Source organism: Alicyclobacillus sp. SO9, assembly GCF_016406125.1.
GTDB lineage: Bacteria > Bacillota > Bacilli > Alicyclobacillales > Alicyclobacillaceae > SO9.
In genome coordinates this window covers 2,016,356-2,032,366 of sequence record NZ_CP066339.1, presented here as the reverse complement: position 1 = coordinate 2,032,366, position 16,011 = coordinate 2,016,356, and the positions used below count along the sequence as shown (strand labels likewise).

13 protein-coding genes are annotated in these 16,011 nt (G+C 47.4%); all 13 read right to left on the bottom strand.

What is annotated here, in order from left to right:
• Positions 1-31: 31 nt before the first annotated feature.
• The 13 genes from GI364_RS09115 to GI364_RS09055 all read right to left on the bottom strand — a co-directional run bounded on the left by GI364_RS09115 (position 32) and on the right by GI364_RS09055 (position 16,009).
• A complete protein-coding gene (locus tag GI364_RS09115) occupies positions 32-1,111 on the bottom strand; it encodes a DctP family TRAP transporter solute-binding subunit (protein ID WP_198853296.1) in 1,080 nt (359 codons plus the stop codon).
• A 73-nt stretch (positions 1,112-1,184) separates the two neighbouring features.
• Positions 1,185-3,719 carry a family 78 glycoside hydrolase catalytic domain gene (locus GI364_RS09110; RefSeq protein ID WP_198853295.1) on the bottom strand — a complete coding sequence of 845 codons (2,535 nt, stop codon included), beginning with the start codon at positions 3,717-3,719 and terminating at the stop codon, positions 1,185-1,187.
• Between the two features lie 116 nt (positions 3,720-3,835).
• Positions 3,836-4,843 (bottom strand): LacI family DNA-binding transcriptional regulator, encoded by a 1,008-nt coding sequence (locus tag GI364_RS09105; protein ID WP_198853294.1) that lies wholly within the window; start codon positions 4,841-4,843, stop codon positions 3,836-3,838.
• Positions 4,844-4,982: 139 nt separating this feature from the next.
• Entirely contained in the window at positions 4,983-5,966 is a 984-nt protein-coding gene (locus GI364_RS09100; protein ID WP_198853293.1) for a Gfo/Idh/MocA family protein, read from the bottom strand.
• Complete coding sequence (locus GI364_RS09095) at positions 5,963-6,964, bottom strand: Gfo/Idh/MocA family protein (RefSeq protein ID WP_198853923.1); 1,002 nt, start codon at positions 6,962-6,964, stop codon at positions 5,963-5,965. The genes GI364_RS09100 and GI364_RS09095 overlap by 4 nt, the downstream gene beginning before the upstream one ends.
• Positions 6,964-7,782: a sugar phosphate isomerase/epimerase family protein gene (locus tag GI364_RS09090; RefSeq protein ID WP_198853292.1), complete on the bottom strand. Its 819-nt coding sequence runs from the start codon at positions 7,780-7,782 to the stop codon at positions 6,964-6,966. Before GI364_RS09090 ends, GI364_RS09095 begins: the two co-directional genes overlap by 1 nt.
• Positions 7,779-8,888, bottom strand: coding sequence for a hypothetical protein (locus GI364_RS09085; protein WP_198853291.1), 1,110 nt, complete (start codon positions 8,886-8,888; stop codon positions 7,779-7,781). The genes GI364_RS09090 and GI364_RS09085 overlap by 4 nt, the downstream gene beginning before the upstream one ends.
• Before the next feature lie 7 nt (positions 8,889-8,895).
• Entirely contained in the window at positions 8,896-10,929 is a 2,034-nt protein-coding gene (locus GI364_RS09080; RefSeq protein WP_198853290.1) for a family 20 glycosylhydrolase, read from the bottom strand.
• A gap of 41 nt (positions 10,930-10,970) precedes the next feature.
• Positions 10,971-11,975, bottom strand: coding sequence for a zinc-dependent alcohol dehydrogenase (locus GI364_RS09075; RefSeq protein ID WP_233096078.1), 1,005 nt, complete (start codon positions 11,973-11,975; stop codon positions 10,971-10,973).
• A gap of 41 nt (positions 11,976-12,016) precedes the next feature.
• Positions 12,017-13,078 carry a Gfo/Idh/MocA family protein gene (locus GI364_RS09070; protein WP_198853289.1) on the bottom strand — a complete coding sequence of 354 codons (1,062 nt, stop codon included), beginning with the start codon at positions 13,076-13,078 and terminating at the stop codon, positions 12,017-12,019.
• Positions 13,079-13,101: 23 nt separating this feature from the next.
• A complete protein-coding gene (locus GI364_RS09065; protein ID WP_198853288.1) occupies positions 13,102-13,926 on the bottom strand; it encodes a sugar phosphate isomerase/epimerase family protein in 825 nt (274 codons plus the stop codon).
• A gap of 60 nt (positions 13,927-13,986) precedes the next feature.
• Positions 13,987-15,045: a Gfo/Idh/MocA family protein gene (locus tag GI364_RS09060; protein WP_198853287.1), complete on the bottom strand. Its 1,059-nt coding sequence runs from the start codon at positions 15,043-15,045 to the stop codon at positions 13,987-13,989.
• Between the two features lie 22 nt (positions 15,046-15,067).
• Entirely contained in the window at positions 15,068-16,009 is a 942-nt protein-coding gene (locus GI364_RS09055) for an ROK family protein (protein WP_198853286.1), read from the bottom strand.
• Positions 16,010-16,011 lie beyond the last annotated feature (2 nt).

The window sequence follows — 16,011 nt, the reverse complement described above, 5'->3', positions numbered from 1 at the left end:
AGGACCCCTGGCAGTCCTCCGCTAAATTGACTTACTTGACGGACGCATTCACTTGCTGTACCTGCTTTAGCAGGGTTTTGTTCCATCCCTTCGTAGCAGATGGGTGGGTTTTATACCAATTTTGAGCATATTTATAGAATGCGTTTACATCAGGATGAACAATTGTGACGCCATGCTGTTGAAACCATTTAACGAGCGTCTTCTGTTGCTGAATGGTTTGTTGCGCCATCCATTTTCCTGCATCAGACACTGCCTTTTGCATATCCGATTGCTCACTGGGAGTCAGTTTATTCCATGCCTTATCGCTGATAGCGGGCCAGATGGAATCGATTACATGATTAGTAAGACTTATGTTCTTTGCAACTTCATAGAATTTGTCGGCCTTATCTGTCGGCAACGGATTATCCTGTGCGTCAATGGTGCCCGTTTGTAGAGAAGTGTAGACATTGCTGAAGGACAGCGGAACAGGGTTGGCTCCCAACGCCTTACCAAGATTCAGCCATGCTTTTGCATCTGGCATTCTCAGCTTTACACCCTTCATATCCTGCGGGGTTTTTATGGCGTGCCCAACATTGCGATAATTCAGTTCCCGATTTCCTAGATACCAAGCGTCAAGAGGGAGTACATGGGTCTTTTGCGCAACCTGCTTAAACAGTTTCTTCCCAATACTGCCATTCAAAACTTTATCCATTGCCGTATAGTTCTTAAACGTGTAAGCCGCTGTGAACATTCCGAGTTCCGGGACTTGGGGGGCCAATGTAGCTGCAGAAACTGTGGTCATATCTAAATTTCCCTGCTCAACTGCGGGCAAAGCGGCATCCTGACCATAGAGGCTGCCGGAAGTATAAAGCTTAATCTTGACCTTGTTATTGGTCAGACTTTCTACCTCGCTAATAAATTTCTTTGCAGCCTTCACCTCTAATTGGTCGGGCGTTGCTACCGTACTATACGTCAATGTGATTGTTTTCCCATTGGCAGCGGAACTCTTCGAAGAATTTGACTTCGACGTATTACTTGCAGTATTCGTGGTCCCGCATCCAGCGACCAAAGCCATTGTTGCTACAGTTGCGGCCGTAAGCGTTAGGTAGTACCTATTGAACCTTGTTCTCATTAGAATATCCCCCTTAGATTTAGTACGAAATGCGACCCATTGCTCAGTTGACGTCCACCCCCTTGTAACGCGATTAGGAGTCAGAAACTCTATCTAAAGAATGCCTTCCCGCAGGAAAACACAACTCCTCGTCGCCAGACAAATCCAAATGAAACGGGACGGGTGATTCCACCAAAATAGAATGCTTATCTATATGAACTGTAATGAAGCCGTAGGGAGTTGGCACTTGTCCTTTGGCCCATTCCAGATGACCTAGTCGCGGAGCAATGCGCGCAGACTCAAATCCTGGGGTTGCCGGCGTCACTCCCAGGGTGTACTGAATTAAGTCTCGCGTCGGAGTACTACTCCATCCATGGCATAGACTGCCTCCTGTCCACAACTCCCAGAATGTGTCCCCTTCTGCGTCAAGAAAACTTCCCCAGTCAAGGCACAAATCCGCAATTTTGTCAGGCCCGCCTGCTAATACAACGGCGTCGTGTACCATGTATCTCATAAAGGGCTGGGCTTCAACGCTTTCCTGTTCCATATCCCAGTCCACGTTGATGTCCATAGAACCATTAACAATAGACTCCAGCAGCAATTCGTTTCCATCCTGCTCACTCGTCAGATTTGGCGCTTCTGAAATGAATCGTTCAAACACATCAGCCAACCACGATTTGCACGTGAGATGCCGCTTGTCCACCATATTTCGCAACAGTGCATCAAAACGCTCTGGCGGCACCAAACGACCACAAACAGGCAGTGCCTGTGCCAACTGGCTTATGGCCCGTCCTGGGATGCCGTTGACGATGTTGTCAACATAAGCCTCCCGCTTTGGGTCCCAAAAAACATCGAATGAATTCCTTATTTCTGACCAAATCGTTGTTGCCCATTTCGCACGGCCAGCGTCCTCAAGCCAGGCAGCCATCTCTGAAAACTGCCACAGGCCCAAGGCAAAGTGTGCGTTTAGAATGGATGAAGCTCCTTCACGCATCACCGTAGACCAGTCAACAAGGACCCATTCAGGAAGATGCTCCAATAGCCCCTGCTCGTTTTGGTATGGAAGAAACCATCTGAGAACGCGTTCTACGGATGGTAGTAGGCTGGCAACCAAAACCTTATCTCCTACATACCGGTACAGGTTGTAGACACTGCTAATCCAGTGCAGGGACCACTCCGGAATGTTGACGCCGCCTGCAGCCTCTGAATCCCCTGCAACAGACATCGGAAGAATACCATCGTATCTCGGAGAATTGGCCAACTGTGGATTCCATATCGCCAATTTCCAATCCGCGTTCACGGTAAGATGCACTAATTGATGAACAACACTGTCACCTATCCATGCGCGTTGTTCCCGAGACGGACAGTCTATGAAGGCATCGTGGGAAGTGAGTGAGACTGTGCGAACGCCGGCTTCGAAGATGGAGTTCAAGCGACTGTCGTTCGAGATGAAAGACCCACGGTCTGTAAACGGATACAGACGCTCGTGAATGGTTACGGACTCTACACGACATTCGTGAGTACCTGTGATACAGACTTTTGCATAGCGCATCCCCATCGGATCAAAAGACTCAAAGGAATCCTCCTGTCCCCGCGCAATGTAGCGAAAACCTGTGTGTTGATTCGCACTTGCGAACGCACTCAGCGCTTCGGAGGCAGCAACGTCCACAACCGTCCCTTCGGGTGCATCCAGAGCGATTCGCAGTGTTCCCGCAACCTCCCGACCGAAGTCAACAATAATTACGGTGGCGCAACCGCCCGCAACTTGCATTGCAACCGGGAAATCGGGCTTTGCCGCAACGGACTGAATGTTATCTGCAGCTAGATTGGCCAGCACGTGCTTGACTGGATCCGAGTGCAAACTAAGCTCATCGTGGACCACATGTACTGAATGAACAGAACTGGTTTTTTCAAAGGTTGTGAGTTTGGAAATCGGTCTCACACGCATGGGTCCATAGGGATCGGTTGGAGGACTGTCATATTTCAGCGAGCCCATATGCTCCGCCGCTACAATCTTCGCAGACGACCAGCCCGTATCATCAAAGTTGAGATCAATCCAGTGCATAGACAGTCTGCGAGCGTCAAATACTTCAAGCGGTGCGGTTGACAGTGTTCTATCTTGCATGGGAACGGAACTCCATGCATCAGAGACAGTTGCTTTCCAACTATCGTCACTGATAAGGGATTTGTCCTTGTCACAATACGCTTCGAAAGCAAATACCCCAAAGTTACCCAACGCTAGGTTTGCATCCGCCTTCATCCACCACGCAGTGTTTTCGCCGTAGTACTGAACGCGAGCACAAAGTACGTTCCTGCCAGAACGTAGATACGGTGCCAAGTCGACAACGTCATAGGTGAGCCTTCGCGGCTGACTTCGAATCGGCCCTCGGGATACTTCCACACCATTCAACCACAAAATGTAGCGGGAATCCGCTGTCACTCTCGCGGGGAACTTTTCGCAACCGCTGTCAGCCACATCAAAGCTCTTCCGGAACAAAATAGTGTGACCGAGGGCAGCAGAAGATACGGTTCTTCGACCTCCAACCACGGACGGCGCAGAAATCCACTTACCTCTCCATCGTACTTTCGGAAAGTCAGTCTTGAAATCTTGCGTTTCACCGCTTTGCACGTATCCTCACCCCTTCCAAAAGACATAAAATTCCGCCTATTTCCAATATTCAAATGATATGTTTACGAGATTGCACAACCCTGCTTCTCCACCAGCAATACCTTTTGACAATTCGACTAACTCCTCGGCAAAACTGAATCACCTAAGCGGATATACGTTGATAAAACGGTGCGCTCTGTCGCGGTTAAACTCTTATCCTCAATCCTGTGAAGCAAAATACGGCTGGCTATTTTCCCTACCTTCTCTGGGTCTTGAATGACCGCCGTCACCCGGGGTTGAATCAACTCTGGTAATAACAGCTCTCCGAAACTCACCACAGAAACATCTTCCGGTATGCGTACCTTCAAGTTGTTCGCAGCAACCATAAGCCCGACGGTAATAAAGTTGTTGGAACAAAATATCGCCGTTGGCGGGTCTGACAAGGTAAGTAATCGATTACCTAAATAGTAGCCACTTTCCTGTGTAAATTCACCATGCTGTATGTATTCTGGAACCAGTGGCACCTTAAAATCCTCAAGCGCTTGGCGAAATCCTCTTTCCCGTTCCGAAATCGTACTAATTGGCGCACTTCCATTAATCATAGAAATCTTACGATGTCCTAAAGAAATCAGGTATTTCACAATTTCATACGTACTAGACACACTTTCTTCAACAACTGTATCCACGTCAATGTTGGCAGCAGACCTATCAATGAGCAGTACAGGAACACCGCCTTGTTGACAGGCCGCGACGGAACGACTGACATCTTCCTGGCAGGTTGCCAAAACAATGGCGTCTACACGCTTTTCAACGAAAACTTCGACTAGTTTCTGCTCTTTTTCGGGGGTCTCTGCTGAACTCGCCACCAAGATATTATAGTTGCTGGAACTGACATCTTCTTCAAAAGAACGGATGATCTCCATGAAGTACGGATTGGAAATATCAGGAACTAAAACGCCGATAGTATTCGTCTTTGCGTTTCGAAGACTCCGCGCAATACCGTTCATTTGATAATTTAAATCTTTTACCGCTGCCATAACGCGATGTTTCACTTCATCGGAGACATAACCAGTACCGCCAAGTGCCCGCGACACGGTTGCCGTTGACACGCCTGCGGCACGCGCTACATCCTTTAGTGTCGCCATTCTCTCACCACTAAGTAATCGATTTCATATTTCTTGTTAAACGTATACCTAGATATACACCTTGTCAAGACCCCTATCCCTATTGCTTGAACCTGGGGCGTACAATGTGAAAATTCGCAGCCTTAAAACCTCAATTCTCCTATCTGTGAGTTAGTTTCACAGGTTGATTTGTTTCTGCAGACTGATACGCAGCCAATGCTACTTCTAAAGCCTTAAGTCCATCTGTACCAGTAATGCTTGGCGAGCGATGCTCCTTGATACAGGAAAGAAAGTCTCTTATCAGTTCAATGTCCATTGAATCCCCCCAAAATTCTTCAGAGACTCGGTTGTCCAGGTCACTGTACAAAGTAACATGTTGCGAAAAGGCATCTACTTTGGTTACACCTTTTGTTCCAATGACTTCGAGGGTTACATCTCCCCACGTCGGATACGACTTCACCCTGGACCAACTGGGGTCGTGAGAGGCAAATACTCCATTCTCAAACTCCAACGTCAGAATGCCGCAATCGTCCACGGGAATATCGTTAAACACTGTGTCGACTTCGGCATACACTTCTCTGACTTCACTTCCCATAAACCATCTCATCAAATCAATCACGTGAACCGTATGATCCATGACAGCTCCGCCTCCAGAGAGATTCTTGTCGACGAACCAGCCGCCTGGATTTTGACCTCGATTTGTACCTTTAATTGCAATGATACGACCTAGGTCCTCATCCAAAATCATTTGTTTCAGTCTCTGAATTGGGGCGCAAAAACGCACTGGAAAGGCAATTTGCAAAATGACGTTGTTTCGTTCGCAAACCTCAATCATTTGCTTGGCATCTTCTACCGTGGTGGCAATTGGCTTTTCACAAAGCACATGTTTACCTGCCTCTGCTGCTGCAATGACCACCTCAGCGTGCCTTGAGTTTTCTGTACAAACGACAACCGCATCTAGGTCCTCTTGCAGCATTTCGTGATAATCCCCATAGTACCGTGTGCGAAACCGTTTGGCCGCCTCTCGTCCGCGAGCGGCATTACCATCAGAAATTGCACATAGTTCTACATCTTCCATATTTAACAAGGCATCGGCATACGTATACGCATGAAGATGTGCGAAACTTACGATCCCTACTTTCATAAAGTCTCCTCCTCTATATAAACTGGAATTCCTGTACGGATGGATTGAAGAGCACTTAGACTGATTTGCAGGGCTTTATACGCATCATGGGGAGAAACCAGAGGTGTTGTGTCATGAATAATACAGTCGATAAAATGCTCAAGTTCTAAGTAATAGGGTCCCTTCAGCAGTGGACTCTCCGGAACAGCGACGCCTCCAGTATTCGTGCCGTCCTCTCGTAAGAATGTATGAATCGGGGCTTCCTCGTCACTGTGCCGTGCGATGATACCTCCCTTTCCTGCAATCTCCAGAGAGGTGGTAAACCCGTCAGGATACGCCCAAGTTCCCTCTACGCTGGCAATGACACCACTCTTGAAGCGCAGCGTAACAAAGGCATGGTCGATTTTATTCAAGTCACGCCCCCAGTTACTCTTTGCGTAAACACGTTTCACCTCTCCAAAGCACCAGCGCAGAAAATCGAAGTCATGAATCATCATATCAGTAATTAGGGTTCCACTCTTTTCGATGCTGGCATACCAATCTTGCCATCCATTTGGAAATGCACCTCCGCGCCCGGCCTGCACGATTCCGACATCTCCCACCCTTCCTTGTTGAACAAGTTGGTGTGACTTTTGGTATTCTGGGAAAAACCGCAGAACGTGCCCGACAAAAAATTTGACGCCCGCCCGTTCACAGACGTCCATCATGGCGTTGGCGTCAGATAGTGTCAGGGCAATCGGCTTTTCGCAAATGACATGGCAGTTTGCATCTGCTGCTTGTTCTACGTATTGCCGATGCAGGTACGTAGGGACGCAGATATCAACGAGATGAACCTCCTGACTCGTCAATGCATCATTCAGTGACAGGAATGCCTGGGTGCCGATTTTGCTCGCTAATTTGTTACCGTATTCTGCCCGAATATCGACAATGCCGACCACTTGCACACCTTCCATCCTCGCGAAGGATGTAGAATGCATAGTTCCCATTGTGCCTGCTCCAACAACCACGACATTTACCATCAATTATCCACCTCCATAATGAAATCCAGTGCTGTTGATATTTCCTGCAGAAATCTTTCAGGATACTTGTGCGGCGGGATCTCAGCCATCAGATAATGGTCATAAGCACTGGCTTTAAGCTTTGTAATGACAGCATGCCAATCTACGTCACCGTGCAGCAAAGTGGTAAAGCCTCGAATATTACCGATGTCGTTTTTGAAATCTTTTACATGAACAGCAAATATTTTATTCCCTAAAATATCAATCCAGTGTTCAGGAAATCCATACGCGAGTACATTTCCAACATCGAAGTACACGCCGACAAATGGATTATCGATGTCTCGAAGAAACCGTTGCATCTCCAATGGACTAAGCAAGAACCTGTTCCAGACGTTTTCAACCGCGACCTGGACGTTTTGTTGCCGTGCGTATTCTCCAATAGATTGCAATTGTTCAACTGCTCTTTCATATGCCTTATCGTAAGGGGTGTCCGCATCGACAAGACCAGGAACGATGAGAACAGTTGAAACTTTCATCATTACCGCGACGTCAATCAGCCGTTTTGCAATACCATAAGCCTTGTCTCGAATCCCGGCTTCGTTGTGTGTGAGACTATACTTCCAGAACAATGCTGTTGCAACGCTTGGCAGGTCAACCCCAACTGCTTCGGCTTCCCTTGCTGCGGATTCGATGTGACTGTCGCTGGAAGTTAAGGACAGTTCACCTGAATCACCAAGGTTCAGTTCAATCCCGTCAAACCCGGCATTTTTAACCATTTCAAAAATGGTTGTCAAGCTCCAATGCTCAGGCATTGAAAATTGGTTCACCCCCTTCTTCATAAGACGTCCGCCCCCTGTACGACACCTTCGTCAAGCGCCATATAGGATAAAATTCCTGCAAAAGTGGCTGTCTTGCGAAACGTCGTAGATACCGGTGTCCGGGTTCTATCTTCCGACAGAATCTTCGGAGAAAAGCACAGAACTCCGTCGTGTTCCAAATCCTGCACTACCTCTCTCATTCTCTGATTTACAATGTCCGATGGACCTTTGCTCGTTCTGGAACGCCACAACGCGAGGTAAATTTCCCACGTGTTTTTCCAGTCCCGGGACCACCAAGGAACCTCTACGAACTCTGACGGTGGTTCTGACAGGCACCGAGCAATGGTACCTGTGGCTTCATTGATGATGTGCATCCACCGCGTTGTTACTTCTGCCGGCATGACTTCGAGGCATGTGTGCGCAAATGCTATAATTGTGGCCTGATAACTGACACTGTTTCCCATGGCAATTTCGCCCGCCCACGTCTCAGTGTAAGGCCACCACCCGCTCTCGTGTCTACTAAATGCATTTCCTACATGGTGTAGTGTCTTCTTAGCTTCCTCAGCGTAGGATGAGTCCCTCGTCACCTGAAATGCACGCGCCCAAGTATGAGCTGCATAGATATCACCGTTCAGAACATCATCGACAGCATTTGGATTTTTGTAGACTGCACCGCTGTGCAGAGGTACCTTTTGAGTTATCAAATAGTCCGCACTTCGCTTCAAAATGATAGCGGGAATATCACTTCCTGTATGCCTCCACACGTGATAGAGACTATTGGCAACAGCCCCAATCTCAGCAATATCCACAACTTCCTTTTCTCCTGCTTTGCGGTAATAGGGCTGACTGAAGCCTCCGGAGGGAAGTTGCCGACGTTCTACATCCTTCATTAAGTCAACGGCAATCTCTTTGCCGTCGCCACCTGTAAGGATAGCGTCTAATGTATACAAACAAGCCGCTTGCCCTGTCGTACAACAACTCGCCCTCTGTCCTAATTCCTCATCAAATAAGTGGGTGTCGTCTGTTCCCATGCCGCGCAGCATCGAATCAAAATAAGTCCGTACCGGCCCTACACACCTTCTCAAAATAGCTTTCCACCCTACTTGTACGCTCGGAGTATCGCTCATCACCGCATCACCAATTCCTTCCCCAGTCTGGAATTTCCCCGGTCACAGTGTTTTCCTCCAGTGCAGTCTTGACGAGTTTTTGCGAATCATAGGGTAGTGCAGCTACAGACCCATAGCCGTCTACATTCCAATTCATCTCGGCAGCGTAAAGATGTGCAATGTATTGTTTCATGTCTGTCGCTAACGCACACGTACTTCCAAAATGACCCGTCCAGGTGGTTTGAAGCATTCCTAAGCCATCGATTTCCTTTACATGTTTAGTAAAGTAAAAAATATTTTGCGGATTATGCCAGGCTGACCCGATGACATCAAATCCTTCATTTCGCAAGAATTCAATACCTTGGTACGCTCGAAAAGGAGTGTATTGCCAATCCACCATAAACAGAGAGGAATCTATCTTTGAGAGATATGGTTGAAACGTCGGTTCCTGAATAATATCCGCCCACATCATTGGTCTTACACCACGGCTCTCTAAATGCTGAGAAATTCGATTTGTATCCTGTACAAACAATGATTCGAATCCCTTTTCTTTTCCTTGCGCAGATTTAGGGAAGCTTCCAACCATGCGAACTTCATCGTGTCCAATATGAAACAGCTTTGGTCGAAATACTTCAATGGCTTCATCGTAGATTTCAAACATTACGGAGTACGACCTGTCATTGAGCGGATTGTAGGCATATGGATTGTCTCTGTCCTCGCAAATATCGACGTTTTGTCCATTGGCAAACAGCCACTGGCAGTGTCCTAAAGACTGAACCAGCGGTATAACTTCCATGAAACGGCGTTTTGCATAGTCAACGAGATCGCGTAATTTATCGGTTTCAACAGCAGATTCCCGCCAGATTTCCGGATGGGATTCCCATTTAACGCTCGAGCACTCAATCACAAGTGCATTAAATTTATAGCGGCATAAAATTTTGTCTATGAGTGCTTTTGTAAAGTCTTGTGAAAGAAAATCAATAAAGATATGTACAGCGCGCCACTCAAGGTCAGGGTAGTCAACTATCACACATCCCGGAAGATAGTACTGCTCCGTCTTGCCTGTGGTTTGCAATTCGTTTTGCGATGAATTTTGCAATCCGTTGATGATTTGAATGAAGCTCTGAACTCCAAAGAAGAGTCCTCGAGCATCGTGTCCCGTGATTGTGACCCTGTTCCGCTCAATCTCCAAACAATAGGACTCAGCGCGTGTCCGCAGAATTTCCTGGGTGTCTTTATCTGCACCCTGATGTTCCCTCGGACTGCCTATGCGTAACAAAATAGTTTCCATTAATACCGTTGCCTGGTCCGATGTCGCAACCCTGATATCCATTCCAAGCTCGGTCTTCACAAACACGCTAAAGTACTCAGCGACCCGCTGTATCTCCTCAAGAAACATGTCTCCCTCTGGTACGATAACAACGGCCGGCGAGAGGCGAAATGCGACCGACGTGTCCCAGCTTATCCTTTGTGGACGTGGGATAATAACAGGGGCCTCATCTGTAGACGAGACAACGCCCGGTCTCGAAACGCCAACGTCTTCTAATTCTGCGGCTTCACTTCCTGTTGTCCCTGTTGTTTCGTCAGTCGAATCAGTGATTGGCTGAAGACTAATGTGTGACCAACTGCAAGATGCTTCTTCAAAGACTGTGTATGAGATGGCAAACAGGAGTGCTTTTTTGGCTTCAGGCGGGGATTCACACACTACTGAAATACGCTCCCAGTCACTATTGCCGAGCACCGTTCGTGATATTTCTCGACGGATAATTTTCTCGTTTTCATCCATAAAGAAGAGCCTTAACTGGGAACTAATTTCTCCCTGTGTTTTCAGTGTCCCGCTGAGTCGATAGGTCCCTGGTGTAACGTCAATTTTTTGCCAGATGTATCCATCTCCGCGACCAGATCCGATAACCTTTTGGATGCTCCTGGTTACACCGCCCAATTGAATTGCTTCAATCGCATATTCGAACGTATTCCGGTCAGGTTTTTCAAACCAGCCGGTTGCCGTAGACTCGCCTTCCTTCCGGTCTCGGAAATCTGGATTCACAACCAACTCGGCCACCAGCTTCACCTCCAAATATGGATGTCTGTCCTGAAAATAGTCTAGTACGATAGGACTGCTGCCATAAAATCCGACTCTTGCTTCATCTCCGTATATGCGCTGGGAGCATCATTGAACGCAATGCGGTGTGTTACAAGTGAATCGATGTCGAGTCGACCAGACGCCAGCAAGCGAATCACTTCCTGCATATTTCTACCTTCTGTCCATCGAACCAGACTTCTTGGAAAGTCTATTCCGCGGTTTTCATAGCCCTCATCATACCTTCCTATTCCACCAGCTCGAGAAACTTGGACGTCAACTTCTTTCTGAAACATTTTTTCTCGTGAGCACTCCACAGGAATGTTGCCTACTATAACCACGCGTCCGCGATATCGGACAACCTCTAAAGCAGCATCAAGGAGTCCAGATTGAAGGGAGTGAGCACATATCAGGACTGCATCTGCACCGCCGCCACCGGAAGCCTCACTTATGGCTGCACTGAAATGTGAGCTGTCAAGCACTTGTACACCGCTTGCAGTACTGTAGTGATTCAGTAACCGACCGCGCCTGACTTCTGATAAATCGGTAACAATGGAAAGGTAATTCGCTTCATGACAAAGTTGTGTGGAGAGTTGGCCAAGCAAACCCAAGCCGAAAATTGCCACAATTTCACCAAATTGAATTCCCAGGCTTCGTACGCCGTGGACAGCAATGGCACCCAAACCGACGAAGGCAGCATCACTTAACGACACATCGTCTGGCAACCTTACACAGAGGTTTTGAGGAACCACCAGCCGTTCCGAATGCGTCACAAACGGTCCTCCGTAACAAGCCACCTTGTCTCCCTCCTTGATGCCAAGGACCTTGCTTCCGACAGCCAGGACAGTACCTGCTGCACTGTAACCAAGAGGGACAGGCGATTCCCGTGAACTCTCAATGAGTTTATACTCAGTGCCAGGGCTAATGGCCGAAAAGTGCGTCTGTATCAGAACACTTTGCTCAGTCATAGTCGGTTCACTGCAGACTTCAATTTTTACCAATCCATTCACAGCGACAAGTCGTCTCAACACAAACACTCCCAATTTATCAAGACACAACCCTCAACAGTTTAATCAAAATAAATTTCTGTCCCCTTTTGAGCTGATTCATAGATACCCACTAACATTTTCATGATTTCAACGCCGTCATCCACCGGACTGCGGGACTCTGTATGATTCTGACTGCAACCAACAAAGTGATTAATTTCATTCTGAAATGCTTCGACAAAATCAAGTCCCCGGTTATCTACTTGTGGTGTTACGTTCAAAATTGTGTCGTATTTTTCTGAAACAATAGCTAACTCCGGCTCAATTTCAGCTCCGCCTTTTTCTCCATATAACTTCACAATCAGCTCGTCTTCCTTCGCATGCAGAGTGTAGCTTACGTCCACTGTCATAGACGCACCATTTTCGAAACGAATAAGGGCATTGGCAAAATCCTCGACTGTATTTCTACTTGTGTCATAATCAGATGCTTGATAAAAAGACAAGTTCTGAATGTTGCTTCGGTTGCCTAGTTTCAAATATGTGTTGCCGCTAATCGATTTAACCTTGGGTCTCCCCATTAAATACCAAGCGATATCTATGATGTGAACGCCAAGGTCAATCAGCGGACCACCGCCGGAACGTTCAACATCTGCGAACCACCCGCCAGGGTTGCCAAGCCGTCTCAGACAAGAGACGCGGGAGTAATAGATTTCTCCTAGTTCACCCGCCTGAATAAATCGATTTAGAATTTCTGTGTTCGAAGCATACCTGCGAACGAAGCCAACCTGCAGCAGTCCTCCGGTTTCCTTTACAATTTGTTGTAACTGCAAAGCTTCTTCCAGCGTCCGGGACAAAGGCTTTTCAACTAGGACATTTTTCCCAGACCTTAATGCATCCATCGCAATCTGAGCATGCAAGTTATTCCACGTGCAAATGCTTACAGACTCTACTTCTCTGTCCTCCAACAACTTGTGATAGTCTGTATAGACACGTTCGATGCCGTATTCTGCAGCCTTGGCGCGAGCTCGACCCTCATTTATGTCGCAAATGGCTACGATAGCGGCTTGCTGGTTTTTTTGATAAGACTTGAGGTGTAGGTCTGAAATAGAACCCGCACCGATAACCGCGACGTTTAAAGGTTTCATTAAAGTCACCCTTTCAGATACAGCTAGTTGATATACTTGCGAAGATATTCCATGCTGTCTAACACACCGGAGACTTCATCTCCATCACCTTCATATTCCAGGGACACATAGCCGTCATAGCCGGATGAGCGGATCTTTCGCAGCACTTCGGATATAGGGATTTCACCCAAGCCACAAACGGTCGACACAAACCACTTTTCATTAACACCCTGAAGCCCCTCACCATGATTTGCTTGTTTGAAATCCTTCACATGCACATGCGCAACCAAGGTACCCAGTTCCGCAAAGGCTCGGAGGGCAGTTTGGTCTACTAATATGAAATTACCCATGTCAAAAGTTGACCGGAGGCTGTTACTGCCTACTTCGCGAATAATATGACGAACTTGTTCACCTTTACCAGCCAGTTTCCCATGGTTTTCTAGAGCCAAAACGATGCCTTCTGCTTCCGCCTTTGCAACTACGCTCCGAAAGCCCTCAACGATATAGCCCACACTGTTTTGAAATTCCGATCCCGGTTTTAAGTCCCCAGCAAACACGCGCACGACTTGTGTCTCAAGTTCCTTCGCAAGTTCAATGCCGTTCAGGATGACCTTTGCAGCTTTTTCTCGGTCACTTGCAGCTTCCTTTGCGAAATCGTTTGAGACTGCATAGGCAGCCACAGTCATGCCGTTTTTCCGAAGAAAGTCCTTCACCTTCGGCAGTTCACTTGATTGGTCTTTCCAAAACACGTCCAGCAGCTCTACATTCGAGAACCCGTGCTCTCGGCAAAAATCAAGAAAATCCAGAACGTTCCAACCGTCATGAAAGAACTTTCGATGTACACTCCACATGCTTACGGCTAACTTCATAGTGGGCCTCCTGTCTCCCGTTCCACGTTTTCAATCTAGAGGTTGCAGCGATTTACACCTTTACTTCTGTATGATGACTTCACGGTTCAGTTCAGACGACGCGTGAATGGCTTCTAAAATATCAACAATCTGCGCGCCCTCATGTACGGAGGGTAACGGTGTTTCACGTCTTTGAACGCATTCGATAAAGTGGGAAATTTCATCTTTCATTTGATCGTTTGATTGCACAGAGAGAGCAGATTCCGACAAAATGTGATTGTGTTCGGAGTAAAAGCGCAGCGGATCGAGAGATACTCCTCCTTTGTCACCGTAGATATTCACCTTGAGCGCATCGTCTTGCGGACCGTTCAGAGCCCAACTCACTTCAAGGTTCATCACCATGTTGTTCTCGAAACGAATATATGCACTTGCAAAGTCTTCGACATCAAAAATACTGTTGTCCCTATTGGCGCTGTCTGCACTTTGCCAGCGTGAGGACATGATTGTTTCATAGCGGCCAATTTTCTTGACCAGTTGTCCGGAAACACGAGCCGGGACGGGCTTCCCCACTAACCACCAAGCTAAATCCAGAACATGGACACCGATGTCCATCAGCGGTCCTCCGCCTGATTTTGATTTGTCGGTAAACCAGCCAGTGGGCGTACCCCTTCTTCTAAGAATCTTAGCGTTGGCATAGTAAATATCTCCTAAGTCACCGGCTTCAATAAACCGTTTAAGAGCCTGGGACTCATTTCTGAACCTATGGCTCATACCCACCATACAGATACATTTGGCACGCTCTGCTTCATTTACTAGCTCCCAAGCTTCAGCAGAACTCACAGCCAGAGGTTTCTCTACCAGAACATCCACGCCGTAGCTAAATGCTAGTTTCGACAGACTTACATGACTCTGATTTGTGGTACAGATGCTAACCGCATCCACGTTTTCCTTTTCAAACATTTCTTTGGCATCACTGTAAGCGGCATTCGCTCCAAACTTTCGAGCCACATCCGTGGCCCTTTCCAAGTTGACATCTACGACCGCACAAAGTTCCACACCAGTCTCATCTCGGTAATATGGAAGATGTCCGATTTGCGCAATAGTGCCAGCTCCGATAACCGCAATTTTTATTTTGGCCATGTTCTTCTCCTCCTGGCTTCTTTTATTGGTACAGCCAACACTGGTATGCTGCCCCAATGACTGATGCATCCACACCGGTCTTTGTTCGGGTGATTCGTACAGGTTGCACCATTGAAGAAATACCTAATTTCTTGACCTTGCCGTTGACAAGCTCTGCTATCCAAGTACCGCTATCCATGACACCTCCGCCTAGCACCACGACCGACGGATTGAACGTATGAATCAGACTCACAATGGCAAACGCCAGTGCTTCGGTCATTTCATTGACCACTTCAATTGCAGTAGAATGCTGCTGGTGATACAAGTCGAAGACCTGTCGACTGGTTAAAGCTGAATCCGCCTGGACTTCGTCGGTCTTGTTCAAACGCTCATTCATCATTCGAGCTATAGCGGTTCCAGACGCGTAGGTTTCCAGACAGCCCTTGAAGCCGCAGTTACATTGAGGGCCGTTCATGTTCACTGAAATGTGACCTAGTTCGGCTGCCGCACCAAACATTCCTCTGACTAACTGCCCATCTACAATCAGACCGCCGCCAACGCCAGTACCCAAAGACAGACAGATGACATTTTTTTCTCCGACGGCGCTTCCAAATTTTTGTTCAGCAATCGTAAGTACATTGACATCATTATCAACCCACACAGGCAACAAAGAGTGTTTTGTTAAGACACTGCGCAGCGGGATGTCATTCCAGTCTTTAATATTGGTGGTGCCGGTTAAAACCCTTCCCGTCGCAAAGTCAATTTGACCTGCAGTCCCAACGCCAATTCCCTTGACAGAAATACTGGCTTGTTGACACCAGAACAGTAAGTCGTCAATGAGCTCTTTCAGTTTCTCAATGACAAACTCCTGACCTGCTGTAGGTGTAGGACACACTCTCCTATGTAAAATACTTCCCTCCTCCGATATGACTGCTGCAGCGATTTTGGTCCCGCCAATGTCAATGCCAATGCTATGTTCTTTCAACT